At 66.6% G+C, this 25,962-nt stretch carries 18 protein-coding genes; 6 read left to right on the top strand and 12 right to left on the bottom strand.

Going from position 1 to position 25,962, the window contains the following annotated elements:
* Nucleotides 1-5 precede the first annotated feature (5 nt).
* Nucleotides 6-1,100 (top strand): ABC transporter permease, encoded by a 1,095-nt coding sequence (locus ISF28_RS07100; protein ID WP_198116457.1) that lies wholly within the window; start codon nt 6-8, stop codon nt 1,098-1,100.
* Nucleotides 1,101-2,066 carry an ABC transporter permease gene (locus ISF28_RS07095; protein WP_198116456.1) on the top strand — a complete coding sequence of 322 codons (966 nt, stop codon included), beginning with the start codon at nt 1,101-1,103 and terminating at the stop codon, nt 2,064-2,066. It begins immediately after the preceding gene.
* A gap of 51 nt (nt 2,067-2,117) precedes the next feature.
* Here the strand turns inward: ISF28_RS07095 and ISF28_RS07090 are convergent, their stop codons facing one another.
* The 9 genes from ISF28_RS07090 to xdhA all read right to left on the bottom strand — a co-directional run bounded on the left by ISF28_RS07090 (nt 2,118) and on the right by xdhA (nt 17,717).
* Nucleotides 2,118-2,957 carry a MipA/OmpV family protein gene (locus tag ISF28_RS07090; RefSeq protein ID WP_229518918.1) on the bottom strand — a complete coding sequence of 280 codons (840 nt, stop codon included), beginning with the start codon at nt 2,955-2,957 and terminating at the stop codon, nt 2,118-2,120.
* Nucleotides 2,958-3,086: 129 nt separating this feature from the next.
* A complete protein-coding gene (locus ISF28_RS07085; RefSeq protein WP_198116454.1) occupies nt 3,087-4,139 on the bottom strand; it encodes a S1/P1 nuclease in 1,053 nt (350 codons plus the stop codon).
* Nucleotides 4,140-4,184: 45 nt separating this feature from the next.
* Nucleotides 4,185-5,876 carry a bifunctional metallophosphatase/5'-nucleotidase gene (locus tag ISF28_RS07080; RefSeq protein WP_198116453.1) on the bottom strand — a complete coding sequence of 564 codons (1,692 nt, stop codon included), beginning with the start codon at nt 5,874-5,876 and terminating at the stop codon, nt 4,185-4,187.
* Nucleotides 5,877-6,017: 141 nt separating this feature from the next.
* On the bottom strand, nt 6,018-9,431 hold the full coding sequence (locus ISF28_RS07075) for a TonB-dependent receptor (RefSeq protein WP_198116452.1): 3,414 nt from the start codon (nt 9,429-9,431) through the stop codon (nt 6,018-6,020).
* 581 nt (nt 9,432-10,012) lie between these two features.
* On the bottom strand, nt 10,013-11,503 hold the full coding sequence (locus ISF28_RS07070) for an adenosine deaminase family protein (protein ID WP_198116451.1): 1,491 nt from the start codon (nt 11,501-11,503) through the stop codon (nt 10,013-10,015).
* 56 nt (nt 11,504-11,559) lie between these two features.
* Nucleotides 11,560-12,867, bottom strand: a complete 1,308-nt coding sequence (gene guaD, locus ISF28_RS07065; protein WP_198116450.1) for a guanine deaminase — start codon at nt 12,865-12,867, stop codon at nt 11,560-11,562.
* Nucleotides 12,868-13,878 (bottom strand): xanthine dehydrogenase accessory protein XdhC, encoded by a 1,011-nt coding sequence (xdhC, locus tag ISF28_RS07060; RefSeq protein ID WP_198116449.1) that lies wholly within the window; start codon nt 13,876-13,878, stop codon nt 12,868-12,870.
* Between the two features lies 1 nt (nt 13,879).
* Complete coding sequence (xdhB, locus tag ISF28_RS07055; RefSeq protein WP_198116448.1) at nt 13,880-16,225, bottom strand: xanthine dehydrogenase molybdopterin binding subunit; 2,346 nt, start codon at nt 16,223-16,225, stop codon at nt 13,880-13,882.
* A gap of 10 nt (nt 16,226-16,235) precedes the next feature.
* Nucleotides 16,236-17,717: a xanthine dehydrogenase small subunit gene (gene xdhA, locus ISF28_RS07050; protein ID WP_198116447.1), complete on the bottom strand. Its 1,482-nt coding sequence runs from the start codon at nt 17,715-17,717 to the stop codon at nt 16,236-16,238.
* A 236-nt stretch (nt 17,718-17,953) separates the two neighbouring features.
* On the opposite strand from xdhA, the gene ISF28_RS07045 reads away from it, so the two are divergent.
* From ISF28_RS07045 to ISF28_RS31000, 4 genes are all read left to right on the top strand, one after another.
* Complete coding sequence (locus ISF28_RS07045) at nt 17,954-18,511, top strand: ClpP family protease (RefSeq protein WP_198116446.1); 558 nt, start codon at nt 17,954-17,956, stop codon at nt 18,509-18,511.
* 217 nt (nt 18,512-18,728) lie between these two features.
* Nucleotides 18,729-19,976 carry a hypothetical protein gene (locus ISF28_RS07040; protein ID WP_198116445.1) on the top strand — a complete coding sequence of 416 codons (1,248 nt, stop codon included), beginning with the start codon at nt 18,729-18,731 and terminating at the stop codon, nt 19,974-19,976.
* Between the two features lie 10 nt (nt 19,977-19,986).
* Nucleotides 19,987-20,391, top strand: a complete 405-nt coding sequence (locus tag ISF28_RS07035; protein WP_198116444.1) for a type 2 periplasmic-binding domain-containing protein — start codon at nt 19,987-19,989, stop codon at nt 20,389-20,391.
* Nucleotides 20,392-20,418: 27 nt separating this feature from the next.
* Nucleotides 20,419-21,990 carry a methyl-accepting chemotaxis protein gene (locus ISF28_RS31000; RefSeq protein ID WP_198116443.1) on the top strand — a complete coding sequence of 524 codons (1,572 nt, stop codon included), beginning with the start codon at nt 20,419-20,421 and terminating at the stop codon, nt 21,988-21,990.
* Between the two features lie 23 nt (nt 21,991-22,013).
* On the opposite strand, the gene ISF28_RS07025 is transcribed toward ISF28_RS31000, so the two are convergent.
* Genes ISF28_RS07025 through ISF28_RS07015 form a run of 3 tightly spaced genes read right to left on the bottom strand, consistent with a single transcriptional unit; the run spans nt 22,014 to nt 25,835 of the window.
* Nucleotides 22,014-22,892: an HvfC/BufC N-terminal domain-containing protein gene (locus ISF28_RS07025; protein WP_198116442.1), complete on the bottom strand. Its 879-nt coding sequence runs from the start codon at nt 22,890-22,892 to the stop codon at nt 22,014-22,016.
* The gene (bufB, locus tag ISF28_RS07020; RefSeq protein ID WP_198116441.1) at nt 22,870-23,826 is read right to left on the bottom strand and encodes an MNIO family bufferin maturase; all 957 of its coding nucleotides are present in this window, start codon (nt 23,824-23,826) and stop codon (nt 22,870-22,872) included. Before bufB ends, ISF28_RS07025 begins: the two co-directional genes overlap by 23 nt.
* A complete protein-coding gene (locus tag ISF28_RS07015; RefSeq protein ID WP_198116440.1) occupies nt 23,826-25,835 on the bottom strand; it encodes a ferritin-like domain-containing protein in 2,010 nt (669 codons plus the stop codon). The genes bufB and ISF28_RS07015 overlap by 1 nt, the downstream gene beginning before the upstream one ends.
* Nucleotides 25,836-25,962: the final 127 nt, after the last annotated feature.

Raw genomic sequence — 25,962 nt, 5'->3', positions numbered from 1 at the left:
CGAGCATGAAAAAAACCGAACTGCCACGCTGGGCCACCGGCTTCGTCCTGCCCATCCTGAACCTGATGTCGGCGCTGCTCGTCGCGGCGCTCGTGATCCACCTGCTGGGCGAAAGCCCGTCGGAGTCGCTGCACATCCTGGTCGACAGCGCCATCCTCGATCCGGAAGGCCTCGCGTACACGCTGTTCTACGCGACCACCTTCATCTTCGCGGGCCTCGCCGTGTCGATCGCGATGCAGGCGGGCCTGTTCAACATCGGCGCCGAAGGCCAGATGTACGTGGGCGGCCTGGGCCTGACGTGGGTCGTGCTGGCGCTCGACGCCCACCTGCCCGGCTGGCTCCTCGTTCCGCTCGCGATGATCGGCGCCGCCGTCTTCGGCGCATTATGGGCCTTCATCCCCGGCTACCTGCAGGCCAAGCGGGGCAGCCACGTCGTCGTCACGACGATCATGTTCAACTTCATCGCGGCGAGCCTGATGAACTTCGTGATCGTCAAATACCTGATCCCCGAGGGCCAGCAGAACCCGGCCTCGCGCGTGTTCGCCGACAGCGCCGCCCTGCCCCTGCTGAACAAGATCATGCCGGTGCTGGGCGACACGCCGCTGAACGTCAGCTTCGTCCTCGCCATCGTGGCGCTGGTCGTCTACGGCGTGGCGGTGTGGCGTTCGAGCTGGGGCTACGAGCTCCGGGCCACGGGCCTGAACGCGCACGCCGCGCACTACGCGGGCGTGAAGATCAGCCGCACGATCATCGTCACGATGCTCGTGTCGGGCGCGCTGGCCGGCTTCGGCGCCGTCAACTCCGTGATGGGCTCCACGCACTACCTGTCGCTGAACTTCCCCGCCGGCGCGGGCTTCGTGGGCATCGCCATCGCGCTGATGGGCCGCCAGCATCCGGTCGGCATCTTCCTGTCGTCCGTGCTGTTCGGCGCGCTGATCCAGGGCGGCTTCGACCTGTCGCTGGAAAAGCCGAACATCCCGCAGGAGACGTTCATCTTCATCCAGGGCCTGATCATCCTGTTCTGCGGCGCGATGGAAAACTTCTACGCCCCGGCGCTCCTGAAACTGATCAACCTCACCCGCTCCAGCAAGGAGGCTTGAATGGAAGACTTCCACATCGCCAGCATCATCGTCTCCACGGTGCGCAACGCGCCCGTGCTGATGTTCGCCGCGCTGGCCGGCCTGTTCGCCGAGCGTTCGGGCGTCGTCGACATCGGCCTCGAAGGCAAGATCCTCGCGTCGGCGTTCGCCTCCGCCGCCGTCGCCTACGCCACGCAGAACCCGTGGTACGGCATCCTCGCCGGCATGGGCGTGTCCGTCGCCCTCGCCATGGTCCAGGCGTTCGTGTCGATCACGCAGAAGGGCAACCAGCTCGTGTGCGGCATCGCCATCAACATCGCGATGAGCGGCCTGACGTTCGTGCTCGCGCAGTTCTTCTTCCAGCAGGGCGGCCGCACGCCGGACCTGCGCAATGCGCGCCTGCTCGACATCACCCTGCCCGGCACCGCCGCGCTGGAGCACGTCCCCGTCATCGGCTGGCTGTACGGCCACCTGATCGGCGGCCAGTCGGTGCTGGTCTACCTCGCCTTCCTGCTGCTGCCCGTCGTGCACTGGGTCGTGTACCACAGCCGCTTCGGCCTGCGCCTGCGCGCGTGCGGCGAGAACCCGCATGCGGCCGACGCGGCCGGCGTGTCGGTCGAGCGCACGCGCTATCTCGCCATGTTCGTGGCCGGCGTCCTGTGCTCGTTCTCGGGCGCGTACCTGACGCTGGTCCAGAGCGGCTTCTTCCTGCGCGACATGTCGGCCGGCGCCGGCTACCTGGCGCTGACGGCCCTCGTGTTCGGCAACTGGCGGCCGCTGCACACGGTGCTCGGGTGCCTGATGTTCGGCCTGTTCGGCGCGATCCAGATCCAGCTCGAAGGCGTCGACCTGCCGGTCGTGGGGCGCTTGCCGGGGTCGCTGATCCAGGCGATTCCGTACATCGTCACCGTGGTCGTGCTGGCCGGGTTGATGGCCAAGTCCGTCGCGCCGAAGGCCATCGGCAAGCCGTTCGTCAAGTCGCGTTGATGGTGGGCACGTGATTGATGCCCCCGGCATCAATCACCCCACCCTACGGCTTCATTCGTTCGCGCTGCGGGACGAGCGCGCCAACGTCCACGCGAAACCCACCCCCGCCGACACCCCGGTATTCTGCCGGAACAGCGGACTGTCCCGGTTCGCATTCCCCGCATAGCTGTCCAGGCGGACGAACCCGAACACGCGCAGGTCCGGGTCGATGCGGTAGGTACCGAACAATCCCGTCCGCACGAGCATCAGGCCGCCGCCCGCGTGGTACGCCGGCCGGTCCGCCGTCGCGTACTGCGGCGCGACCTCGTAAAAATACTGGTGGATGCGCCGGTCGCCGAACAGGGCCCCCAACTGCCCTTCCAGCGTCCAGCGGCCCGCGTCGCCGCGCCGTTCCCACACGAAGCGCGGCTCGGTCGTCCAGCCCTGGCGCCGCAGCCCGCCCCGCCCTTCGATGACGGCGCGCGCCGGCAGCTCGAAGCGCACGCGCCCGGCGTCGCCGAGGTCGGCGAACTTGACCTTCACGCGCGGCCCGAATTCGACGAGCGTGCCGAGGTCCGGCATGCCGCGGCGCACGGCCACGTCCTTCGAATGCGCGGGCAGCGCGGCGGCGAAGCCGACGTCGAATTCGACCTTGTCCGTGTTCAGCAGGCGCGCGCCCACGCCGCCCTGGTCCGCGCGCAAGACCTTGCCGCGGTACAGGAGGAACGGCAGCGCGATGCCGCGGTTGCTGCGGTCGGACGACCCCGGGTACGCGGGCGTGCTGAACATGGCGGCGCCCACGCCCGCCTCCCACAAGGGCAGATCGCGTGTGCCGGGTTCGGCGGCAAGCGCGGTCGAGGCGGTCGAGGCAAGCGCGCACAGCGCGGTCAAGGAAGCGGCGAAACGAAGCATGGTCATGGTCCTGGATAAGATTGCCGCCGATTCTAACGGCACCCGGCCCCCAGCGGTGCGCTCGCGCCAAAGAAAAAACCGCCGCGGCCTCATGAGCGCGCGGCGGTTTGCCAAGGTGTGGCGCCGTGGTTACGGCCAGATCGCCTTCAGCAAGGCGGCCAGGTTGTAGCCGCCTTTGATCATCTGGGTCTTCGCGAGGGCCGAACTGGGCACCGGGTAATCGTCCGGCACTTCCAGGGTCCACGTGTAATAGGTCTCGCCCTTCTTGCTCGTCTGCGGCACGATCCTGCCCGCCGTGACGCCGGCGAACGCGATCTTCGAGACGGCCAGCGTATCGTCCGCCCACTGGTACGGCCACGTCACGGGGTCGCCGGTGGCCGGCGCGACGTCCGGCTTGCCGTCGATGACGGCCTGGGCGAACTGCTTCGGGGTCTTGGTGCGGATGCGACGGAACGCGTAGTCGACCGTCGTGCTGTCCCAGTACGAGTGGAACGGCTTCGTCAGCGCCTTCGGCACGCCCGGCTTTTCCGGCTTCGGATCGCCCGGCGGGATCAGGTTGGCGGACATCCGCTCGATCTTCGCGTCGTCCATCAGGAAGTTATTGCCGCCGCGCGAATCGAAGACGACGGTCTCGTCGATCTCGGCCTTCGTCTTCGGCACGACGAAGTGGCCGTTCTTGTCGACGAAGGCGGCGCCCACGTGCAGCGGCTGGACGATGTCGCCGGCCAGGTGGGTGATGAGGATCAGCGCCTGGCGCTTCGTGAACTTGTGCGGATTGGTCGCCGGCGTGTCCTTGCCCTGCAGGACGGCGATCGCCTGCTTCAGGGTCTGCACGATGTCGTCGTCGGCCGTGCCGGCGGCGCCGTCGTGGTAGTGGTCGAGCTGGAACGGCACGTCGGTGTAGTGGTATTCGCTATGCTTCGGGTTCGCGTTCACGTACTCGATCATCTCCGGCGTCTGCGGGCCGCACCAGTTGCCCTTCACGCAGTCCGGCCACGTGGACACGGCTTCCAGCGATTCGCCCGGCAGCAGCAATGCCTTCACCCCGGCCTCGGCGTGGGTGCCCTTGATCAGCTTGTCGGCGATGGCGCCCACGGCGCGGTGGCCGTCCGTGCCCCAGGCGGCCGCGTCCAGCGACACGAAGGCGCCCATCAGCGCCACGGCACATGCGATTTTCTTCATCGGGATCTTTCGCTTTCGTTCAATACAATTTTACGGTTTATATCGTTAGCGCACCTTGTGGATGCGCTGCGGCGCGGCCAGGCTCGTGCCGCCCAGCTCCGGATGTTTCTTCAAATACGCGATCAGGCTGTCGATGTCGCGCAAGCCCGTCGCGACGCGGCGCGTGCCCTTGACGAAGACCGGGATGTTGTCGCCGCCCTCGGCCAGGAAGTTGTTCGCCACCACGCGGTACGTCTTGTCGTCGGCGAGCGGCACGCCGTCCACCTTCACGTTCGACACGCGCCGGCCGGCCGGCAGCGTGCCGTCCCAGTCATACGTCAGGCTGCTGGAAACGGCCTGGATGGACGGGTCGGACGACGCCGGCCGGTCCCACTGCTGTTCGAGCGCACGGCGCAGCTGCGCGCCGGTGAGGTCCATGACGACGAGCGTGTTCCCGAACGGGAGCACGGCCTGCGCCTGGCCGAACGTCACGACGCCGCCCGCTTCCGTCTCCAGGTCCGCGCGGATGCCGCCCGGGTTCATGAAGCCGATCTGCGCGCCCTGGTCGCGCGTGGCGGCGACGACCGCGTCGGCGATCACGTCGCCCAGCGCCGATTCGCCGGACGGCGTCTCCTGCCGCGAGATGGCGGCGGCGATGCGCGCCACCGGCTGCGCCAGCACCGCGCGGCTCTTCGCGCGCACGTCGGCGAGATAGGCGGTCATGCGGGGATCGGGCGTGAATGCGCCAGGGGCCATCACGACGTTGCGCACCTGGATGTCCTCGACGGCCTTGGTGGCCGGGTCCACGCTCAAGCGGATGCGCGACAGCAGGTGGCCGTAGGCGTCGGCCTGCGTGACGACGCGGCCGTCCACCTTGCACAGATAACCCGTGTGCGAATGGCCGCTGATGACGAGACGGATGGCCGGGTCGAGCTTCTTCGCGATGGCGACGATGGGACCGTGCAGGGTGTCGCAACCGGCCTGGTAAAACGGCTGGTCGGCGAAGCCGCCTTCGTGGACCAGCACGACGAACACCTGCGCACCCTGCGCGCGCATCGCGGGCAGCGCGGCGTTGATGGATGCCGCTTCGTCACCCATCGCCAGGCCCTTGATCGACGCGGCGACCGTCACGGACGCGAGGTCGTGCAGCACGGCGCCGATCAGGCCCACCTTGACGCCCTTGACGTCGACGATGCGCCAGCCCGGCACGAGGGTTTTGCCCGTTTTGGCGTCGACGACGTTGGCGGCGAGGTAGGTGAAGCCGGCGCCCTTGAAGTCCGGCGCGAAGCGGCACGCCTTGGCCGGCCGCGGCGACGCGCAGCCGCCGTGCTGCTGGCGCAGCAGTTCCTGCGGTCCCTGGTCGAATTCGTGGTTGCCGAGCGAGCTCGCGACGAGGCCCATGCGGTTCAGCGCCACGATGCTCGGCTCGTCCGCGAACATGGACGACTCGGCGGGACTCCCGCCGACGAGGTCCCCGGCCGCGACGAACAGCAGGTCGGGGTCGTCCTTGCGGAACGCGTCCAGCGCGCCTTTCAGCACGTCGATGCCGCCGGCCTGGATGGTGCGCGGCTGCGTCGATCCGGGCGGCGTGTAGGTGTACTTGCTGGGCTCGAGATTGCCGTGGAAGTCGTTCAGGGCGACGAGGTTGATCTCGATCGGAACCGGCTTGGACGGCGGCGCGGCGCAGCCGGACAGCAGCAGCGCCACGCCCAGCGCCAGGGAGGACAGGCGCGCGCCGAAGGAACGGGAATCGATCATGTGTAGCCTCTTGGAGTGCGGACGGCAGCCACCGATTATGGCATCGGCGCCGCCACCGCGGGTCTTTACGGACGGCGAAACAACGACGTAAAACGGCCGGTGTCGCCACCGGCCGTCGACACGTCGAGCTACGCGTTCAGGTCAGAACTCGTACTTGACGGTTGCCTGGATCGCCCACTGCGATTCGCCCTTGTTCTGGCGGACGACGTAGTCCTCGACCTGCGGGCGCACGGCGTACACGTACTTGCCGTTCTGCATACCCGCGTAGTCGACGAAGCTGCGCGCCTGGCCGCCGGCGGACTGGAAGGCGACTTCGTTGATGTGACCCCACTTCTTGTTCAGCAGGTTGCCGAAGTTGATGAAGTCCAGCGAGAAGAAGCCCTTGTTACGCTTGAACATGCCCGGGATTTCCTGGCTGATGCGCAGGTCGAAGCTGTTGGTCCACGGCGCGAAGTCGCTGTTGCGTCCCACCACGCCGCCCTTCGCATTGCGCAGGGCCTTGTTGGCGTTGACGATGTCCCAGAACTTCTGTTCGTTGGCGTGGCTGGTCGCCGTGTCGCCGGCGAAGATCACCTCGCCCGAACCCATGGCGCTCGGGATGTACATCAAGTCGTTGCCGGCCTGGCTGTCGCCGTTCATGTCGTTGTTGAAGGTCCAGCTGAACGGTTTGCCCGAGCGGCCCTCGTAGAACACGCCGAAGCGGGTCTTGTACTCGCCGAAGAATTTCTTTTCCCAGTTCACGAGCGCGTTGATGCGGTTCTTGACCAGGTAGCCGGAGTTGGCGGCCACGTCCTCGTTCGGGTTGAACACCGAGCGGCCGTTCCAGTTCGAGGTCGACACCGACGACGTCAGCGGCGAGACTTCCGTCGCGTCGGTGTGGCTGAACGCCACCGACCAGCCCAGGCCGCGGCTCATCGGCGCCGTCAGCGAGACTGTGGCGATCTTCGAGCGGCCCTTGTCGGTCGAGCGGGCCAGCATCACGTCGGTGAAGCTGCGGTTGCTGAGGAACTTGTTCGTCACGCTGCGCGACACGGTGACCGAGCCATTGGCGGCCGAGAAGTTGGCCGCGTTCATGCCGGCGGCGTTCCAGAACAGCTCGCGGCCGTCCGGGCCGGTGGCCGTCGCGCCGCCCAGGTTCAGGTTCTCGTAATAGATGGCGTCCTTGTTCTTGGTGTACAGGTACTCGGCGCCGAACACCAGGCCATACCACGGCAGTTCCGTCTCGAAGGCGACGTTGGATTTCCAGATCGACGGCTGGTGCAGGCCCGGATCCAGGAAGTCGACCTTGGCGGCCGGCGCGCCCGCGATGTTCGGCTGCGCATCCGGATTCACGCTGAGGAAGCCGTCGCCCTGCGGGCACTTGACGGTGCCGGTGACGGAGCAGCTGACGATGCGGGTCGACACGCCCGTGTTCGAGAACGGGTTGGCCATCCAGACGGCCGCGGCCGCGCCCTGGAACAGGCCGACGCCGCCGCGCACCTGGGTCGGACGCGCGCTGTCGAAGCGGTAGTTGAAGCCGAAGCGCGGCTGCCACAGCTTCTGGCCGTCCGGCGTGACGGTGTTGTCGTAGCCGAAGCCGCCGGATTGCGCCTTGCCGGTCGCGAAGTTGCCCGCCACGAGCGGCTGGGCCGCGGCGTTGTTCGCGAGCGGACGGCCGCCCACGCCCGTCTCGTCGACGCGCACGCCATAGGTCAAGGTCAGGTTCTTGTTGACGTTCCAGGTATCCTGCACGAACAGGCCGGTGTCGCGCATCGAGAAGGTCGCGGCCGCATCGTTCAGCGACGGAACGCCCGGCGCCGGCAGCTGCACGCTGTACGAGGTCGGACGGCCGCGGCGGAAGTTCTCCAGCACGGCCGCTTCGATCTGCGCATTCGTGCCCTTGGAGCAGGTGAAGCCCGACGGCACCGACGTGTAACCGCCGATGGTGTTGTAGTCGGCGCAGCCGAAGGTGTAGTTGCCGTAGACGTCCTGCAGGAACGCATTGAAGATCTCGTTCTTGCTGTTGTCGGCGCCGAACTTGATCGCATGGTCGCCCAGGGTCCAGGTGGCGCCGGCGTACAGGTCATAGGTCTTGGTGCCCAGCACGTTGAACTGGCGCGAACGCTCGGTGCCGAAGTTCAGGTAGCGGGTCGCGGTCGGCACGCCGGCCGGCGCGTCGGCCGGCAACGGGCCCGAGAACTGCAGCGCCATGGCCGGCAGGCGGCTGTTGTTCTTCGGCGCCGAATCATAGATGCGCTGCGACGCCTTGAACTCGGTCGAGAAGTTCGGCGTCCAGTCCGAGAGCACCTGGGCGACGATGGTCTCGATGCTCTTTTCCTGGTTGTACGTCGACGACGTCATGCCGATGCCGCTGTTCGAATAGCCCGGATAGATCGGCTCGCTCTGCGACGTCTTCGAGTAGCGCAGGCTGGCGCGGTGGTCGTCGTTGATGTTCCAGTCGAACTTGAGCATCTGCTCGCGCGACGTCATCCGCGAGCCGCCGGCGGTCGGGGTGCCGATGTCGATGCCGTAGACGTTCTTGGCGATCTGCTGGGCCGACGCGATCGACGACTGGGTGATGCCGACCGTGGTCGAACCGTCGCCGCCGATCGGGCCATAGTTGGACGAGGCGCGGGTGCTGTCGAACTCCTCGCTCAGGGCGAAGATGAACAGCTTGTCCTTGACGAGCGCGCCGCTGGCCCACACGCCCTTGGTGGTTTCGTCGAACGACGGCGGCGCGCTGTAGGTGTCCTTGGTGTTGTCGTAGCGGTCGCCGGCCCACTTGTCGTTGCGGTAGACGTAGTAGATGCCGCCCTTCCACTTGTTGGTGCCGGACTTGGTGACGGCGTTGATGTTGCCGCCGGTGTAGCCTTTCTGCGTGACGTCGTAGTTGGCGACGTTCACCTGCACCGACTGGATCGCTTCGATGGAGATCGGCTGGCGCGCGGTCGGGCTGCCGTTCGACTCCAGGCCGAACGTGTCGCTCACGTTGACGCCGTCGATGGTGATGGTGTTGTAGCGCGAGTTCTGGCCGGCGACGGACATTTCGCCGCGCTCCTTGTCGGTCTGCGACACGCGCGGATCGGCGCGGGCGTAGTCCTGCAGGTTGCGGTTGATCGACGCCTGGGTCTGCAGCTGGGCGGCGCTGATGGCGGTGCCGGCGCCCATATTGCTGCTGTTGAAGATCTCGGCACGGGCGCGGTTGCCGGACACCTGCACCACTTGCATCGGCTGGCCGAGGGTGGCGTCGACGTCGGTGGTCTCCGCCAGTTTCAGGTAGACGCCCTCGCGTTTTTCGGTGACGCCGTCCTTGGTGATAATGATCGTGTACGGACCGCCGGTACGCAGGCCGCGCGCGATGTAGCGGCCCTGGGCATCGGTGACGACGTTGCTGACGGAACCGGATTCGGTGTGGACGATTTGCACCGACGCGCCGGCGGCCGGTCGGCCGTCCGCGCTCGAAATGCGGCCGGCAACGGCCGACGTCGTGTTCTGCGCCAGTGCCGGCGCGCCCGCGAGTGCGACCGACAGAGCCAGCGCCAGCTTGGTCAGCTGGATCCGCTTTTGATAGATCATTGGATTAACCCCAAATAGACTTGATGTTATGGTTGGGAACGAAGTTCCCCCTCTCAGTACTGCAATCCCGAACCGGTCGCTCATGACAGCCGGTCTCTTGTTCGTTCTGCTGTTTTGCGGTGCGTAAGTGGATGACGATGCACCAGCAAAAGGCAGCCCACTCGAGTTTAGCGGGCAATTGTTTCCAGGCTATTAAATGCCTGAGTTGTTTTTTTTCTCTGACTTTGGATTGATAAAAGACCAATATGCATGAAGGCTCTTATCGAGACAAATACGTTTTCTCTTGGGAATTTATAGCTTGCGCGTATAAGTTGCCGAAAAAACGGGCAAGGCATCGCGTGCAGCTTGCCCTTTCCCTCAGGATCGGACAGGGCTGAATGATAAATGGGGCGTTCTCAAATGAAATCGCTCCGCTTGTTTTTTAGGCAAACAAAATGAGAAATGTCGCATTCTGTAGCAAGTTGGCCACAGCGGCGGCCCATGCGGAGGCCGCGTCGACGCAGCGAGAGGAAACGGCGATCGGAGAGACGGGCACCGGCGGCGGAACCGCCGCCGGCAAGGGGGGCTGAGCGGCGATCCGCTCAGTGTGCCACGATGGTGCGGTCGAGCGCCGCGATGTCCGCCTCGAAGCGCGCGTAGCGGGCGTCGAGCAGGCGCGTCAGGCGCGCCTTGTCGGCCGCGGGCAGGAAGCTGTAGCGGATGCTGTTGTACGACGCCCGCTTCACCTCCGCATAACTCGGCTTGTAGCGGCTGGCGAACAGCACGTATTCATTGGCCAGGTTGTGGCGGGTGACGCCGGCGTCGTCCGTCGAGATCACGTACGGCACGCCGTATTTGCGGTACAGCGTGATCGGATGGTTCTCGCCCTGCACGCCCTCGATGAAGGCGTTCGACGTCAGGTTGATCTCGACGGGGATGTCCTTCGCCCGCATGGTCTTCATGATGCCGATGGCGTTGGTCTCGTGCGCGAGGTCGATGCCGTGGCCGATGCGCTGCGCGCCCGCCACGTTCAGGGCCTGGTCGATGTGGTACTTGAGGTCTTCCGGCGCCACGTCGCCCAGCGCCAGCTCGCCCGCGTGCAGCGCGATGTTGACCTTCGGGTAGATCTTCTTCAGGTAGCGGAACATCTGCATGTGCAAGGTGTAGTCGCGCATGGCCACCATCTGGCTTTCCTGGCCGACGATGTTCACGCCGACGATCTTGCCGCCCCGCGCGGCCGACTCGAACGCGGCCAGCATCGACGAGAACACGCGCGACGGCGAGAACAGGCGCACGACGTAGGTCTGGTAGCGCATCGTGAAGTTGTCGTCGTCGATGCCCTGGGCCGCGTCGTTCACGGTCTTGACGAATTTGTCGACCGACGCCTTGAACGCCGGGGTGGCGTCGAGCTTCTGGCGCGCGGTTTCCAGCAGCTGCGCGAACTTCGCGTCGTCGCGGGCGGTGTCCCAGGCGCGCTTGTCGAACTCCGGATCGGACACCGAGTCCGGGCTCTTGAACATCGTTTCGATGTACGCCACGTTCTCGGCCAGCGCGCGGTTCTTGAGTTCGAGGAGGCCGTCGTGGAAGTTATGGTCCGAGACGGGGCCGAAGTAGCCGAACGTCTGGAAGAACTGGCGGTCCGGCGGCGGCTGGATCGCGCCGTGGTTGTGGAAATCCTTGCTCGACCAATGCTGCAGCAGCTCGCGCCACGTGGCGTCGTCGGCGTAAACGTCGGCCGACGACAGGCAGGTGCGGTCCTTCGGCTGCTTGGCGCGTTCGGCTTCGACGACGGCCTTGTCGGTCTCGATGCGGTAGGTCAGCTTGTTGACGCAGGCGCCCTGCTTGTCGAGCCAGTCGACATAGGTCTCGGCATAGATCGCGCCCGAGTAATGGTGGTGCAGGTCGCCGCCCTTGGGCATCTGCGAAAAGAACAGGACCAGCTCCGCCGTCTTCGGCTGGGGGCCCGCGATCAGCGCGGCATAGTGGCGCGCGGTGGCAACTTCGTTGGGGCCGGACGCCGGGGTGCGCGCGGAGGCGGCGGTCGCGAGGACCGCCAGGGTGATCAGCAGGCTGCTGCTCAGGGTTTTTGTCATCATCGTCTCGGCAGGTGAAAGATTCGTTCAGGCAGCCGGGACGCGCACCCTGCGGATCAGCGCGCCCGCTCGTGCACCCGCTTGCCGGCCGCGTACGTGGCACGGATCGCGCGGTCGTCGCCCAGCAGGGCCAGCGCGAACAGCGTTTCCTCGAGCGAGTCGCCGTTCGCCGTCCGGCGCGCCAGCAGCGGCGTCGCCTTCGGATCGAGCACGACGAAATCGGCCTCGGTGCCGGCGGCAAAATTGCCGATCGTCCCTTCGAGCTGCATGCTGCGCGCGGCGCCCAGCGTGGCGAGATAGAACATGCGCAGGGCCGGGAGATAGCTGCCTTTCAATCGCGCAACTTTATACGCTTCATTCATTGTTTGCAACATCGAGAACGACGTGCCGGCGCCGACGTCCGTTCCGAGCGACACGTGTGCGCGCACCTCGTCCGCCTTGGCGACGTCGAACAGGCCGCTGCCCAGGAACAGGTTCGACGTCGGGCAGTGCGAGATGGCGGCGCCCGTGTCGGCCATCAGCGCGAAATCGGCGTCGTCGAGCCAGATGCAGTGCCCGAACATGGCGCGCGGCCGCATCAGGCCATAATGCTCGTACACCTGTAGATAGCTGCGGCGGTCCGGGAACAGGCCCTGCACCCAAGCGCATTCGTCGCGGCTTTCCGACACGTGCGTCTGGATGTACGTCGTCGGGAACGCGCGCGCCAGCTCGCCCGCAGCCGCCAGTTGGGCCGGGGTCGACGTCGGGGCGAAGCGCGGCGTGATCGCATACAGCGCGCGGCCGTGGTTGTGCCAGCGGCGGATCAGGTCTTCGCTGTCGCGCAGGTCGGCCGTGTCGCGCAGGAAGTCCGGGCAGTTCCGGTCCATCAGCACCTTGCCGCCGGCCATGCGCAGGTTGCGCGCGGCGCTCGCCTCGAAGAAGGCGTCGACGGATTCCTTGTGCACCGTGCAGTAGACGAGCGCCGTCGTCGTGCCGTTGCGCAGCAGCTCGTCGAGGAAGAACTCGGCGACGGTGCGCGCGTGCACCGGGTCCTTGAACTGGCGCTCGGTCGGGAACGTGTAGTTCTCCAGCCACGGCAGCAGGTCCGGCGCGGGCGAGACTATCATGTCGGTCTGCGGGAAGTGCAGGTGCGTGTCGATGAAGCCGGGCGTGATGATCTGGCCGCGGTAATCGGTGATCGCCGTGCCGGGCGGCAGCGTCGGGGCCAGCTGGTCGTAGTCACCGGCCGCCTTGACGCGGCCGTTCTCGACGACGAGCAGGCCGTCCTCGTGCCACGCGTGGGCGTTCTCGGCAAGCACCGGATCGGCGTGGAAGTGCAGCAGGCTCGCCCGGTAGGCCTGCGCGTCGGGGGTATCGTTGGACATTTAGTCTTGTTCCAGTGAAGCGGGGGTTGCGGTCGCGGGCGGGACGGCCTTGGCGGCCGCCTCCCAGACCATCAGCAATTGCGCAGCGACGGCGACGGCGATCACGGCGGGCTCCTTGCCCTTGACGCCGGGGATGCCGATCGGGCACACCATGTCGTCCAGGCGCGCGCGGGCGATGCCGCGGTCGCGCAGGCGGTGTTCGAACTGCTTGCGTTTGGTGTCCGATCCGATCAGGCCGAACCAGTCGCGCTGCGCGGGGCGCCTGAGGATCGCTTCGGCCAGGCGCTGGTCGAGCGCGTGGTTGTGCGTCATCACGAGGAAGCTCGTGCCGGGAGCCGCCGCGTGCACGAGGGCTTCCGGCATGTCGGTCGCTTCGGCGACGACGTTGTGCGGCAGCGCGGCCGGGAACAGGTCTTCCCGCTCGTCGACCCACGTCACGCGGCACGGCAGGTCCGCCAGCAGGCGCACGACGGCCGCGCCCACGTGGCCGGCACCGAACAGCATCACGTGCGCGCGCGGCGCCGGGACGTGGTCGACGAGCCAGCGCCGTCCGGCCGCGTCCAGCAGCACGCGGGTGCCGCCGCCGCGCTCGAAGTCCGGATAGCGGCCGCCCTGCACGAGGATGTTGTGGCCCAGCGCGTCGACGAGCGCGCGGTCGGGTTCGCCGTCCAGCGCGACGAGGCGCCAGCAGTCGTCGTGGCGGCGCGCGGCCAGCTGGGCGCAGTGGTCGCGGTCGACCAGTTCGAACGCGAGGTGCACGACGCCGCCGCAGCACTGGCCCAGGCTCGGGCCGAGCGGGAAGCGCTCCAGCCGGCGTGCCTCGCCTTGCTCCAGCATGGCACGCGCCGTCTCGACGCCGCGCAGCTCGAGGTGGCCGCCGCCGACGGTGCCCCACTGCCCGCTCGCATCGACCAGCATGCGGGCGCCCGGTTCGCGCGGCACGGAACCGTCGACCCGCGCGACCGTGATCAGCACGGCGGGACGGTCCGTGGGGATGAGCCAGTCGTCCATCTCAGGCCGCCCTGGCTTCCCGCGCGGCGTGTTCGACGAACGACACGGCGTCGAGGATCGCCTCGCTCGTCGCGGGCGCGCGCAGCGGCGGGTTCACCTTGTGTTCGCCGACGGCCGAGATGGCGTCGCGGATCGCGAGGAACACGGAGAACGGCAGCAGCAGCGGCGGCTCGCCGACGGCCTTCGAACGGTGGATCGAATCCGCCACGTTGCGGTTGTTGAAGAGCTTCACGGTGAACGCGTCCGGACAATCGGACACGCCCGGGATCTTGTACGTGGACGGCGCGTGCGTCATGAGCTTGCCCTGCGCGTTCCACCACAGTTCTTCCGTCGTCAGCCAGCCCATGCCCTGGATGAAGGCGCCTTCGACCTGGCCGATGTCGATGGCGGGATTCAGCGAGTTGCCGGCGTCGTACAGCGCGTCGGCGCGCAGCAGCTTCCATTCGCCCGTCAAGGTGTCGATGACGACTTCCGCCACCGCCGCGCCGTACGCGAAGTAGAAGAACGGGTTGCCCGTCATCGTCTTCGGATCCCAGTGCAGGTTCGGCGTGGCATAGAAACCGTCCGACCACAGCTGCACGCGCGCCAGGTAGGCCTTGGCGACCAGTTCGCCGAACGCGATTTCCTGGCCGTTCGCGAACACGGTGTCGGCGACGAAGCGCACGTCTTCGACGGCGCCGCCGTACTGCTTCGCGGCGAAGCCTGCCAGGCGCTCGCGGATCTGGCGCGCCGCGTCCTGGGCGGCCTTGCCGTTCAGGTCCGCGCCCGTCGATGCCGCTGTCGCCGACGTGTTGGCCACCTTGCTCGTGTTCGTCGCCGCGATGCGCACGCGGGTGAGATCGACGCCCAGTTCGTGCGCGACGACCTGCATCACCTTGGTGTTGACGCCCTGCCCCATCTCCGTGCCGCCATGGTTGACGAGGATGGAGCCGTCCACGTACACGTGCACGAGGGCGCCGGCCTGGTTCAGGTGCGTGACGTTGAACGCGATGCCGAATTTCACGGGCGTGAGGGCCAGGCCCTTCTTCAGCACGGGGCTCGTCGCGTTGTATGCGTCGATCGCCTGGCGCCGCGCGCGGTATTCGCTCGTCGCCTCCAGCTCGCCCACCAGTTCGTGGATGACGTTGTCGACGACCGGCTGGCCGTACGGCGTGACGTTGCGGTCGATCTTGTCGTAGAAATTCAGCTTGCGGATGTCGAGCGCATCCTTGCCCAGGTTGCGCGCGATCTCGTCGATGATGTACTCGATCGCGATGGCGCCCTGCGGGCCGCCGAAGCCGCGGAACGCGGTGTTCGACTGCGTGTTCGTCTTGCCGGCCGCCGCGCGGATGTCGCAGTCGGACAGATAATAGGTGTTGTCGAAGTGGCAGATGGCGCGGGTGGCGACGGGGCCGGACAGGTCCGCCGAGAAGCCGGCGCGGCTCACCATGTCGACCTTCGCCGCGACGATGCGGCCGGCGTCGTCGTAACCCACTTCGTACAGGTAGTGGAAGCAGTGGCGCTTGCCGGTGACCATCATGTCGTCGTCGCGGTCGGCGCGCAGCTTGACGGCGCGGTTCAGGCGTTTCGCCGCGACCGCCGCGCAGGCCGCCCACAGCGCCGACTGCGATTCCTTGCCGCCGAAGCCCCCGCCCATGCGGCGGCACTCGACGACCACGTTGTGCGAATGCAGGTTCAGCGCGTGCGCCACGACGTGCTGCATCTCGCTCGGGTGCTGCGTGGAACACAGCACGAGCATGCCGTCGTTTTCCTGCGGGATGGCATACGAAATCTGGCCTTCCAGATAAAACTGTTCCTGGCCGCCGACGTACAGCTCGCCCTTCACGCGGTGCGGGGCGCGCTCGAACGCGGCCTCGGCGTCGCCGCGCGCCAGGCGCATCGGCGGCAGCACATACGAGCCGGCGGCGCGCGCGGCCTGCGGGGTCAGGATCGCGGGCAGTTCTTCGTAGCTCACCTTCGCCTTTTTCGCGGCGCGGCGGGCGAGATCGTGCGAGTCGGCGACGACCACGAAGATCGGCTGGCCGATGTACTGCACAAGGCCGTCCGCGAGGATCGGATCGTCGTGGATGATCGGGCCGCAATCGTTGGTGCCGGGGATGTCCTGCGCGGTGAGCACGGCGCGCACGCCGCGGCTGGCCAGGACGTCCGCGAAGTCGATGCCGAGGATGCGTGCATGGGCCTTGCCCGACAGGCCGAGCGCCGCGTGCAAGGTGCCGCGCACCTCGGCGATGTCGTCCGTGTAGTCGGCCTGGCCCAGCACGTGCAGCCGCGCCGATTCATGGGCTTTGCCGAGACCGACCTGCTTCCATTCGGCCTTGGTCAATGCGGGGGATCCTGCGTCGTTCATGGTGTTCTCCTCAGGCCGTGGCGGTGTGCGCCGATGCCGCGAATGCGTTGACCGCGACGGGCGGCAGCGGGTTGTCCTTGCGCGTTTCGAGCCAGAAGCGGCGCAGCAGGTTCTGCGCCGTCTTCATGCGGTAGGCGCTCGAGGCGCGCATGTCGGACAGCGGGGCGTAGTCCCGGGCCAGCGCGGCCATCGCGTCCGTCACGGCCGCCTCGTCCCAGGCGCGGCCGTTCAACAGGCTTTCCGCCTCGGCGGCGCGCTTCGGCGTCGCGGCCATGCCGCCGAACGCGATGCGCGCTTCGACCACGATGCCGTCGTCCAAAGTGAAGGCGAAGGCCGCGCACACGGCCGAGATGTCCTGGTCGAAGCGCTTGGCCAGTTTATAGGTGCGGAACGCGACGTTCTGGCGCGGCAGCGGCACGCGCACGGCCTGCACGAATTCGCCGTCGCGCCAGTCCTTGACCTGGTAGCCGAGGTAGAACCGCTCGAGCGGCATGGTGCGCTCGCCGTCCGGCCCGCGCAGCACCAGTTCGCTGCCGAGGGCGATCAGCCACGGCATCGAGTCGCCGATCGGCGAACCGTTCGCCACGTTGCCGCCCAGGGTGCCCGCGTTGCGGATCGGGAGCGATGCGAAGCGCTGCCACAGTTCGCCCAGCTGTGCTTCGTAGTGCTTGCGGATGGCGGCGTACGCGTCTTCGAGCGAGACGCCGGCGCCGATCTCGATAAAGCCGTCCTGCTCACGCAAGGTCTTCAGTTCGGCCACGTGGCCCAGGTAGATGATGTCCGTGAGTTCGCGCATCTGCTTGGTGACCCACAGGCCGACGTCCGTCGAGCCGGCGAGGATCGTCGCGGTCGGATGCGCGGCGCGCACGGCCACGAGTTCGTCCAGCGTGCGCGGCGCGTGAAAGGTCTGGCCGTCGTATTCGTACGTGGCGCCGGCGTCGCGCTGCAGGGCGCGCAGCTGTTCCGCGACCGCGGCGCGGTCGAATTCCGCCGGCGGCAGCGTCATCATGCGCTTGGCGGCGTCGATGATGGGACGGTAGCCCGTGCAGCGGCACAGGTTGCCGGACAGGGTGTCGTCGATCTCGCAGCGCGTCGGCTCGCGGCCTTCCTGCTTGAGGTACAGGCCCCACAGCGACATGGCGAAGCCCGGCGTGCAGAAGCCGCATTGCGAGCCGTGGCATTCGACGAGCGCCTGCTGCACGGGGTGCAGGTTGCCATCCTCCCGGGCCAGGTCTTCGACGGTGAACAGCGCTTTGCCGTCCAGCGTGGGCGTGAACTGGATGCAGGAATTCACGGTCCGCATCTGCAGTTCGCCGTTTTCCAGCGATCCGACCACGACGGTGCAGGCGCCGCAGTCGCCCTCGGCGCAGCCTTCCTTGGTACCGGTGCAATGCAGATCCTCGCGCAGGTGCTGCAGGATGGTCTGCGTCGGCGTGACGTCGTTCACTTCATGGACGGCGCCGCGGTAGAAAAATCGGATCGGTGTGGACATCGTTGCCTCGGATTGGAAAGCACTTCTGATATTGGGACTCACTGGATGCAAGAGTAGCACCGGGGACCATGCGGGATATATCCGGATATCGATTTTGAATATCAGATATTTTAAATACCGCAAGACGCGCTGGCGCGGCCCGATCCCCGAGGATGCCCGTCCTGCCCGCCGCACGCAATGCGGAACGAGGCAAGATTGCGAAACTTGCTATGCTTGAGCCGTCACCGGGAGGGCTCATGGCATTGCACATCGTTCATTTCATCGGACCGATCAACGCGAACTCCGCCTGCACCGTGCGCAACCTGTGCCTGCAGGCCCTGCAGAGCGGCGCGACGGAGATCGAACTGCACATGTCGACCGAAGGCGGCAACATGACGGCCGGCTTCGCGCTGTACTACTTCCTGAAATCGTTGCCATTGCCGCTGGCGACGTGGAACGTGGGCAGCGTGGAATCCGTCGGCGTCGCGATCTTCCTGGCCGGCCGGCGCCGCTACGCCTGCCCCGGCACGCGCTTCCTCATCCATCCGCTGCACTGGGGCTTCGGCAACCTGGTGGCGGCGGACCACGCCCGCATCACCGAATGGCGCGATTGCCTCGACTTCGACGCCGAGCGCTACGCCGCCATCTTCGAGGAAGCCACCCGCGGCGCACCGGATGCCCACGACATCCGTTCCTATCTGACGGCCAGCGCGCGCATCTACACGGCCGAGCAGGCCGTGCACGCCGGCATCGTGCACGAAGCAAAGCAGGCGCGCCTGCCGGAAGCGGGCACGACATCGCACTGGTGGAATTAAATACATCATCTAATTCTGACAGGGCACGCTGTCTGTTTGGCACAACAAAGAAGGCGTACGGCGCCAGCGTAGTGTGATTATTCGCGTATTTTCCTTGCGGCAAAAATTTATGTCGCTCTACAATTTATTACAGATTCGTTACGCGGCGTAACCATCGCCTCGGCAGTGTCTCTATAACAAAAAATCGTCCACCCGCAGTCTTCAGCAGGTCATTCCCATGAAAAAACGCATCATCGCGAGTGCGCTCGCCTTGTCTTTTGTCGTGCCTTGCGCATTCGCGCAGGACGGTTCGAACGTCCGCATCAGCGGCTTCGGCACCGGCGCCCTTACCTGGACCAATACCGACAAGGCCGAGTTCGGCCGCCCGAACCAGGCCAGCGGCGCCGGGAAGGACGTCACCACCGGCGTCGATTCCAACTTCGGCGTGCAGGCCGATTACGCCGTCAACAGCTGGCTGTCCGTCACGGGCCAGGGCCTCGTGCGCAAGGATGCGCAGGATGACTTCGGCGCCGAGCTGGCCTGGGCGTTCGCCAAGGCCAAGGTCTCGGACGACGTGTCGTTCCGCGTCGGCCGCATGGGCGTGCCGGCCTTCATGATTTCGGACTACCGCAACGTCGGCTATGCCAACACGATGCTGCGTCCGCCGGCCGAGATGTATTCGCAGATGCTGTTCAACACGATCGACGGCGCCGACGTCACTTGGCAACATAGCTATGGCGACACGACGTACACCGCGCAACTGGCCATCGGCAAGTCCAAGGTCGACCTGATCGACGGCCTGAGCCTGGACGGCCGCCGCATGACCGCGCTGAACCTCGTGGCCGAGCACGGCCCGCTGACGGTGCGCTTCGGCCGCGTCGACGGCAAGATCACGCTGAACGGCTCGACGACGATGCCGGCCCTGCTGAACTCGCTGAACATGGTCGCCGCCGGCTACCACATCCCGCAGGCGGCCCAGCTCGCATCCGACATCGACGTGCGCGACAAGAAGGCATCGTTCACGTCGATCGGCGCCACGCTCGACTGGAACGACATCCTCGTGCAAAGCGAATACGCCAAGCGCAAGACCGACAGCTGGGTCAACGACACGACGTCGTGGTACGTGATGGGCGGCTATCGCATCGGCAAGTTCCTGCCGTACTACAGCCACGCCAGGCTGTCCATCAACGGCACGGTCCACAACGGCATGCCGGCGGCCTGCCCGGCCGGCTACCCGGCCGCGTGCACCCCGACCCTCGCCGCGCTGTCCGGCATCGTCGCCACCCTGCCGTACACGGGCGTGGGCCAGGGCGAGCAGCAGACCGACTCGATCGGCATGCGCTGGGACTTCTACCGCTCGCTGGCGCTGAAGGTGCAATTCGACCACGTGCGCCCGAACCAGGCGGCCGGCCTGCTGATCAACCCGCAGCCGGGCTTCCACGGCCCGGTCAACGTCGGCGCCGTCGCGGTCGACTTCGTGTTCTGAGGAGAGATCGATGAAACATCCGATCAAGACCGGCCTCGGCATCGCCGCATTGATGCTTGCCCTGCCCGCCATGGCAGACGTGGTGGTCGTCGTGAGTCCGAAGGCCGCCGCGGCGCCGATGACGAAAGACCAGGTCGCGCAATTTTTCCTGGGCCGGTCGAGCGCCATGACCCCCGTCGACCAGCCGGAAGGCACCCCGGTCCGCGCCGAGTTCTACAAGAAGGTGACGGACAAGGACGCGTCCCAGGTCAAGTCCTTGTGGTCCAAACTGGTGTTCACCGGCAAGGCCACGATGCCCAGGGAAGCGGCGGACAACGCCGCCGTCAAGAAGATGGTGGCGAGCGACCCGAAAGCCATCGGCTACATCGAAAAGAGCGCGGTCGACGCCTCGGTGAAAGTGATCTACACACCGTAAACGTCCCGCATATTCAAAGGAAACGGCATGAGCATCAAGCGCAAGATCTGGGCACTTCCGGTCATCTCGACCATCATCTTCGGCCTCGGCGTGGCGGTGTCCGCCTCCATCGCCAGCGGCGCCCTGGACTCGATCCACACGACCGAGACCGTCGACTATCCGGCGCTGGGCACGTCGAAGGCGCTGGCCGCCGACCTGCAGGGCATCACCGACGGTCTGCGCGATGCCGTCTCCGAAGGCGACAAGACCCGCATCGCCCAGATCGGCGACCAGGCGAACAAGGTCCGCGCCAAGCTGGCCGAGGTCGGCAAGATCCCGGGCATGGATCCGACCGCCAAGCGTCTGAGCAAGGAATTCGAGGATTACTATGCGCCGGCCGTGTCGGCCGCCAGGATCATGCTCGAACTCGAGCAGGGCGACACGCAGGCGACCGTGCAGCGCATGCAGGGCGCGCTGACCGTGCTCAATGCCGACGTGGCGAAATTCAACGAGCAGGCCCAGCAACAATTCAAGGCCGGCATCGCGCAGAGCAGCACGAGCGTGCGCCACGTGCTGTCCGTCATCGTCGTCACGGCGCTGGTCGTGATCGCGACCCTGATCGGCGTGTCGTGGTTCGTCATCCGCACGATCTGGCAACAGCTGGGCGGCGAACCGGAGTATGCCCGCGAGATCACGCGCGCCGTCGCGGCGGGCGACCTGTCGATGGACATCCGCCTCGACGCCGGCGACCGGCACAGCCTGCTGGCCGCGCTGCAGGACATGCGCACGCGCCTGGCGACGATGGTGTCCGGCATCAAGACATCCGCCGAGACCATCGCCACGGCCAGTGCCGAAATCGCCAGCGGCAACGCCGACCTGGCCGGCCGCACGGAATCGCAGGCGCGCAGCCTGGAGCACACGACGCGCGCCGTCGAATCGCTGACCGAGACCGTGCGCACGAACGCCGCCAACACGAACCAGGCGAACACACTGGTCCTGTCCGCCACCGACATCGCCACCCGCGGCGGCGAAGTGGTGGGCAACGTGGTGTCCACGATGGGCGCCATCAACGCGTCGGCCAAGCAGATCGTCGAGATCATTTCCGTGATCGACGGCATCGCCTTCCAGACGAATATCCTGGCCTTGAACGCCGCCGTGGAAGCGGCCCGGGCCGGCGAACAGGGCCGCGGCTTCGCGGTCGTCGCGGGCGAGGTGCGCAACCTGGCGCAACGCTCGGCGGCGGCCGCCAAGGAAATCAAGCAACTGATCGGCGACTCCGTCGCCAAGGTCGACGCCGGCAGCGCGCTCGTCGACGAGGCGGGCGCCACGATGGAACAGATCGTCGCGTCGGTGCGCAAGGTGCACGACATCATGGCCGAGATCAGCGTGGCCGGCCAGCGCCAGGAAGAAGGCATCGAACAGATCGGCCGCGCCATCGACGACATGGACCAGATGACCCAGCAGAACTCGGCGCTCGTCGAGGAAGCGTCGGCCGCGGCGGAATCGCTGGCGGAGCAGACGGAGCAGCTGTCCGGCGCGCTGGCGCAGTTCAAGCTGGCGGCCGGGCACACGCTGGCCGCGCCGGGCGGCCAAGGGCGGCTGGCGCTGGCGCGCGGCTGAGGAAGGTGTCGCGGGCGCCGCGACTAGCCGAACGTCTCCGCCAATACCAGACCGCTTGCCGCGGCGGTCGGCAACCACAGCATCATCTGCACCGCCAGGTGGTCGGCCGCCTGCCCCGTGCGCTCGGCCGCGCGCTGGACGCACTGCTGCGACGACGTGCCGCGCCCGTCTTGTTCCACCAGCGCCTGCAAGAGGTGGAATTGCCAGGCTTCCAGCGCGTACGCGCGCACCCGGTAACGCATGCGCGTGACGCCCACGTAGCTGCGCTGCGGTGCCGGCGCGGGCGGCACCGCGCCGTCGCCGCGCAGGCTGTCCACGAAGGGCAGCAGTGGCAGCGCCAGGTCCAGCAAGCGCAAACAGGGGGGCGCGGACAACGTCACGTCCTGGCCCAGCATCAGCGCAAGCGGATGCTGGATGGCGGACCGGACCGTGCCGCCGCGCTCCATGCCGCGCGCCCGTCCCGCCTCGGTACGGGCGCGTTCGAGGCGCGCGAGCTCGATGGGCAGCCGCAGCAGGCCGTCATCCGCGCCGAGCCCGCCCTGGCTGTCGGCGAGAAAGGCCGCAAATCCGGCACCCAGGTCGTACAGCGACGGCGAGGTCGATGGATGGCGCCACACGTAGGCCTTGGCAAAGAACGTGAACAACGGTTCGCCCATGACCTCGAGCAGCATCGGGTAATCGGCGCGCAGGCAGTCGAGCAAGCGCAGCACATAGCCGTTGGCGTAAATATGCATGCGGGTATCCGGCGCCGCGCCGTGCGCATGCGCGACCACCTCGTCCAGCCGCCAGGCATGGCGCCCGGCGGCCAGCGCCGCACCGCGTTCGACGCCGCCCGGGGCCGTCATCACGGTCAGGAACCAGTCTTGCAGCTCATGCAGCTCATGCAGCGACGCTGAGGTCATCCGTTCCTCCAAGGCAGAAATCGACGGGCGTCGAGCGCACGGTGTCCGGCAGGCCCGGCGCGGCCGCCACGGGCGCGGGCATGCGGCCGGCCAGCACCGTCCGGGCCTTGTCCAGCTCGGCCAGCAGTTCCGGGTACGGCGGAATCTTGCCGTCCCACTCCAGCAGCGTGGCGACGCCGCCCGTCAGGCGCTGCGCCAGCGCATACAGCTGCCAGACCGGCTCCGGCACCGGATGGTCGTGGGTGTCGACCAGGTAGGCGCCGCAGTCGGTCGGCCCCGCCAGGTGGATCTGCACGATGCGATCGTGCGGCAGGCGCGCGATGTAGTCGGCGGCGTCGAAGCCGTGGTTGAACGCCGACACATGGACATTGTTCACGTCCAGCAGCAGGCCGCAGCCGGTGCGCTCGGCCAGGCGGCCGAGGAATTCCCATTCCGGCATGCTCGACTGGCGGAACTGCATGTAGGTGCTGGGATTTTCCAGGATCAGCGGCCGGTCCAGGAAATCCTGCACCTGCTCGACCCGGGCAGTCACGTGGCGCAGGCTCTCTTCGGTCAGCGGCAGCGGCAGCAGGTCGTGCGAATTGACGGACGCCACGCCGGTCCAGCACAGGTGGTCCGAGATCCAGGCGGGCTTCACGTCCGTGGCTAGTTGCTTCAGCTTGGCCAGATAGCCGAAGTCCAGCGCGTCGGTGCTGCCGATCGACAGCGACACCCCGTGCAGCACCACCGGGACCCGATCCGCCACCGTCTCGAGTACATGGCGCGCGTGGCCGTGGTTGTCGATAAAGTTCTCGCTGATCACTTCGAACCAATCGACCCCGGGTCCGTGCTCGAGGATGTGCTGGAAATGCGTCGAGCGCAAGCCCACGCCCAGGCCCAGATTCGGCAGGCCCAGGCGCGGCTGCGCGCCGCGTGCAGATTGCGGCGCTTCCATCAGGTCGACGGCGGCAGGGCCAGGCGCAGGTCGGTCGGTTCGGGCATGGGCGCGGTCACCGGCTGGCCGCGGCTCGCCATCACCGCCTTGTACGCTTCCCAGGCCTTTTCATACACCGAGTCGCCACACGCGAAGGCCATGGTATTCGGCAGCGCCTGCGACTCGTGCTTGGGGCCGACGAAGTCGTACAGCTTCATGGTCGGCGGCGGGGCGGTGTCGGGGTAGACCTGCGAGGCCGAGATCGGCACCGCGCAGCCGCCGAACGAGGCGCACTTGTTGTCGCTCGGCGCGCTGTAGGGAATGGTGCTCGGCGCGCCGCAGGTGCCATGCAGCTTGGCCGTCGCCGCGCTGCCGCCGCAACTCGAACTGCCGCAGGAACCGCCGCCCTCGTCGGAATGCGCGAAGCCGCAGCCGCCCTGGGCGTGGCAGCCGTTCGATCCCTTGCAGGAGTGGTAGATTTCGATCGCGGCGCAGCTGGCCGTCGTGTCCGGCTGCGCCAGCGACAGGCCCTGGCAGGCGTGGTACAGCGTGTCCTTGTCCGGCGCGTCGAGGCCCGCGCCCAGATTGGCCGCCTTGCCGAAGATGGCCCAGCAGATCGACATGCGGTCGCCGGAACCGACCATCGACGGGTAGGGGAAGACGGTGTCCTGGACTTTCCAGTAGGTGTCGAGCACGGTCGTGATGCCGGCGATGGCACCGACCGCCACCTGGCTCAGCAAATGATGGGTAGGCGCGCCCTGGGCCTTGAGCCGGTTCAGGGCCCCCGCCACGTCGTCCGGCTTGGGAATGTTGGCCGGCGCCTTGGCGGCATCGTACTGGTCGTTGCGCAGGTCGGCGCCGGTCCAGCCCTTGCCTTCCTTGTCCCAGACGGCGTGCCACTGCTCCCAGGTCGTGACGGCGTGCAGCAGCTTGTGCACTTCCTGGAAGCGCTCGTAGTGATCTTGCGCCTTGTTGTCGCCGCGCGCGGCGGCATCGCGCGATGGCGCCGCTGTGCCGTGCTGGTCGAACGACGGATAGTCCTGCTTCAACGCCGCCGTGTCTTCCTGGTACTTGCCGTCGACGGCCTGGAGCAGGTGGCGCTTGCGGTAGCGCTGCATGGTAATGGCGTTGCCTTCGCCCTGGTCCGAGATCGCGCTCATCATGTCGATCACTTTGTCGAATGCCGTCGTGACGTCGGTCTCGTCGGCCGCGGTCAGCAGGGTCTCGAAACGCGGAAATTCCTTTTTCGGATGGCCGGACACTTCGGAGTTGAACATGTCTTGCTGTACCGAACCGGGTTGGAACATCTTCTGGAACAGGTTTTCACCGTCCGTGTATTCGATGCTGAGATATTGGGCATAGCACTCGTACATCCAGCCGATGGTCCCGAACAGCGGCAAGTCGAGTTCGGTATTGCCCGGCTTCCAGTCCTGGAACGGCACGGTGGGGAAGTATTTCGGCGTGGGCAAATGTTCCAATTCCTTGCGCGCATCCCGTTCCGGCTGTTCAATCGCGAGGAATAACTTCACCTGGTTTTCGTTCAGGGCTTCCGTGTTCACCCGCACGTTGCTGTAATTGCTGGTGTCTTTCAGGTCGACGATGTGGGGAATGATGCTGCAATGCGGGCCATAGCAATGCCAGCCGTGCTTCTCGGTCTGCAAGGCCAGGCTGGTGAACGTCGGCTGGACGCCCAGCGCCGTCGCGATGTTCGAGGCCATCTGCAGGTGCAGCATTTCCTGGATGAACACGCTGAAGATGATATTGAAAGCCTTGGCATTCGGCGTGCCCGGCATGGCCCTGGTCGACATCCCCGGCCATTCGCGACCCAGATAATAGGTCTGCCCGGAAGAATTGATCTGATGCATGCCGTAGATGGAGTACATCGTGCTCATGTACAGCGGGATCGTAAACAATTCGACGTTGACCGCCGCCTGCGCAATGGCTTTGGCCGCCGAGATGTCGGTGGCCAGATCGGCCAGGCTGCGCTGCGTGATCGGTTTCAGCGTTTTTCCGAGGACAGGAATATGCATGTGATAAGCCTTGTGTGAGATGTCGAAGAGACAGTTGCGGTTTCCAGCGCAACGGCACGGAGACCGTCGTAGCAGGGCTGTTCGATCCTCGCCCCCGCGTTCGATGATTCCTTGCGGAAAGAATTAT

The organism is Massilia rhizosphaerae, assembly GCF_016093545.1.
Taxonomy (GTDB): Bacteria; Pseudomonadota; Gammaproteobacteria; order Burkholderiales; family Burkholderiaceae_D; genus Telluria; species Telluria rhizosphaerae.
The sequence above is the reverse complement of the archived record's forward strand: the minus strand, read 5'-3'. Positions and strand labels throughout refer to the sequence as shown.

Coding starts and splice junctions, on each gene's coding strand:
- ISF28_RS07100 (WP_198116457.1), top strand. CDS start 6: ATGAAAAAAACCGAACTGCCACGCTGGGCCACCGGCTTCGTCCTGCCC.
- ISF28_RS07095 (WP_198116456.1), top strand. CDS start 1,101: ATGGAAGACTTCCACATCGCCAGCATCATCGTCTCCACGGTGCGCAAC.
- ISF28_RS07090 (WP_229518918.1), bottom strand. CDS start 2,957: ATGCTTCGTTTCGCCGCTTCCTTGACCGCGCTGTGCGCGCTTGCCTCG.
- ISF28_RS07085 (WP_198116454.1), bottom strand. CDS start 4,139: ATGAAGAAAATCGCATGTGCCGTGGCGCTGATGGGCGCCTTCGTGTCG.
- ISF28_RS07080 (WP_198116453.1), bottom strand. CDS start 5,876: ATGATCGATTCCCGTTCCTTCGGCGCGCGCCTGTCCTCCCTGGCGCTG.
- ISF28_RS07075 (WP_198116452.1), bottom strand. CDS start 9,431: ATGATCTATCAAAAGCGGATCCAGCTGACCAAGCTGGCGCTGGCTCTG.
- ISF28_RS07070 (WP_198116451.1), bottom strand. CDS start 11,503: ATGACAAAAACCCTGAGCAGCAGCCTGCTGATCACCCTGGCGGTCCTC.
- guaD (WP_198116450.1), bottom strand. CDS start 12,867: ATGTCCAACGATACCCCCGACGCGCAGGCCTACCGGGCGAGCCTGCTG.
- xdhC (WP_198116449.1), bottom strand. CDS start 13,878: ATGGACGACTGGCTCATCCCCACGGACCGTCCCGCCGTGCTGATCACG.
- xdhB (WP_198116448.1), bottom strand. CDS start 16,225: ATGAACGACGCAGGATCCCCCGCATTGACCAAGGCCGAATGGAAGCAG.
- xdhA (WP_198116447.1), bottom strand. CDS start 17,717: ATGTCCACACCGATCCGATTTTTCTACCGCGGCGCCGTCCATGAAGTG.
- ISF28_RS07045 (WP_198116446.1), top strand. CDS start 17,954: ATGGCATTGCACATCGTTCATTTCATCGGACCGATCAACGCGAACTCC.
- ISF28_RS07040 (WP_198116445.1), top strand. CDS start 18,729: ATGAAAAAACGCATCATCGCGAGTGCGCTCGCCTTGTCTTTTGTCGTG.
- ISF28_RS07035 (WP_198116444.1), top strand. CDS start 19,987: ATGAAACATCCGATCAAGACCGGCCTCGGCATCGCCGCATTGATGCTT.
- ISF28_RS31000 (WP_198116443.1), top strand. CDS start 20,419: ATGAGCATCAAGCGCAAGATCTGGGCACTTCCGGTCATCTCGACCATC.
- ISF28_RS07025 (WP_198116442.1), bottom strand. CDS start 22,892: ATGACCTCAGCGTCGCTGCATGAGCTGCATGAGCTGCAAGACTGGTTC.
- bufB (WP_198116441.1), bottom strand. CDS start 23,826: ATGGAAGCGCCGCAATCTGCACGCGGCGCGCAGCCGCGCCTGGGCCTG.
- ISF28_RS07015 (WP_198116440.1), bottom strand. CDS start 25,835: ATGCATATTCCTGTCCTCGGAAAAACGCTGAAACCGATCACGCAGCGC.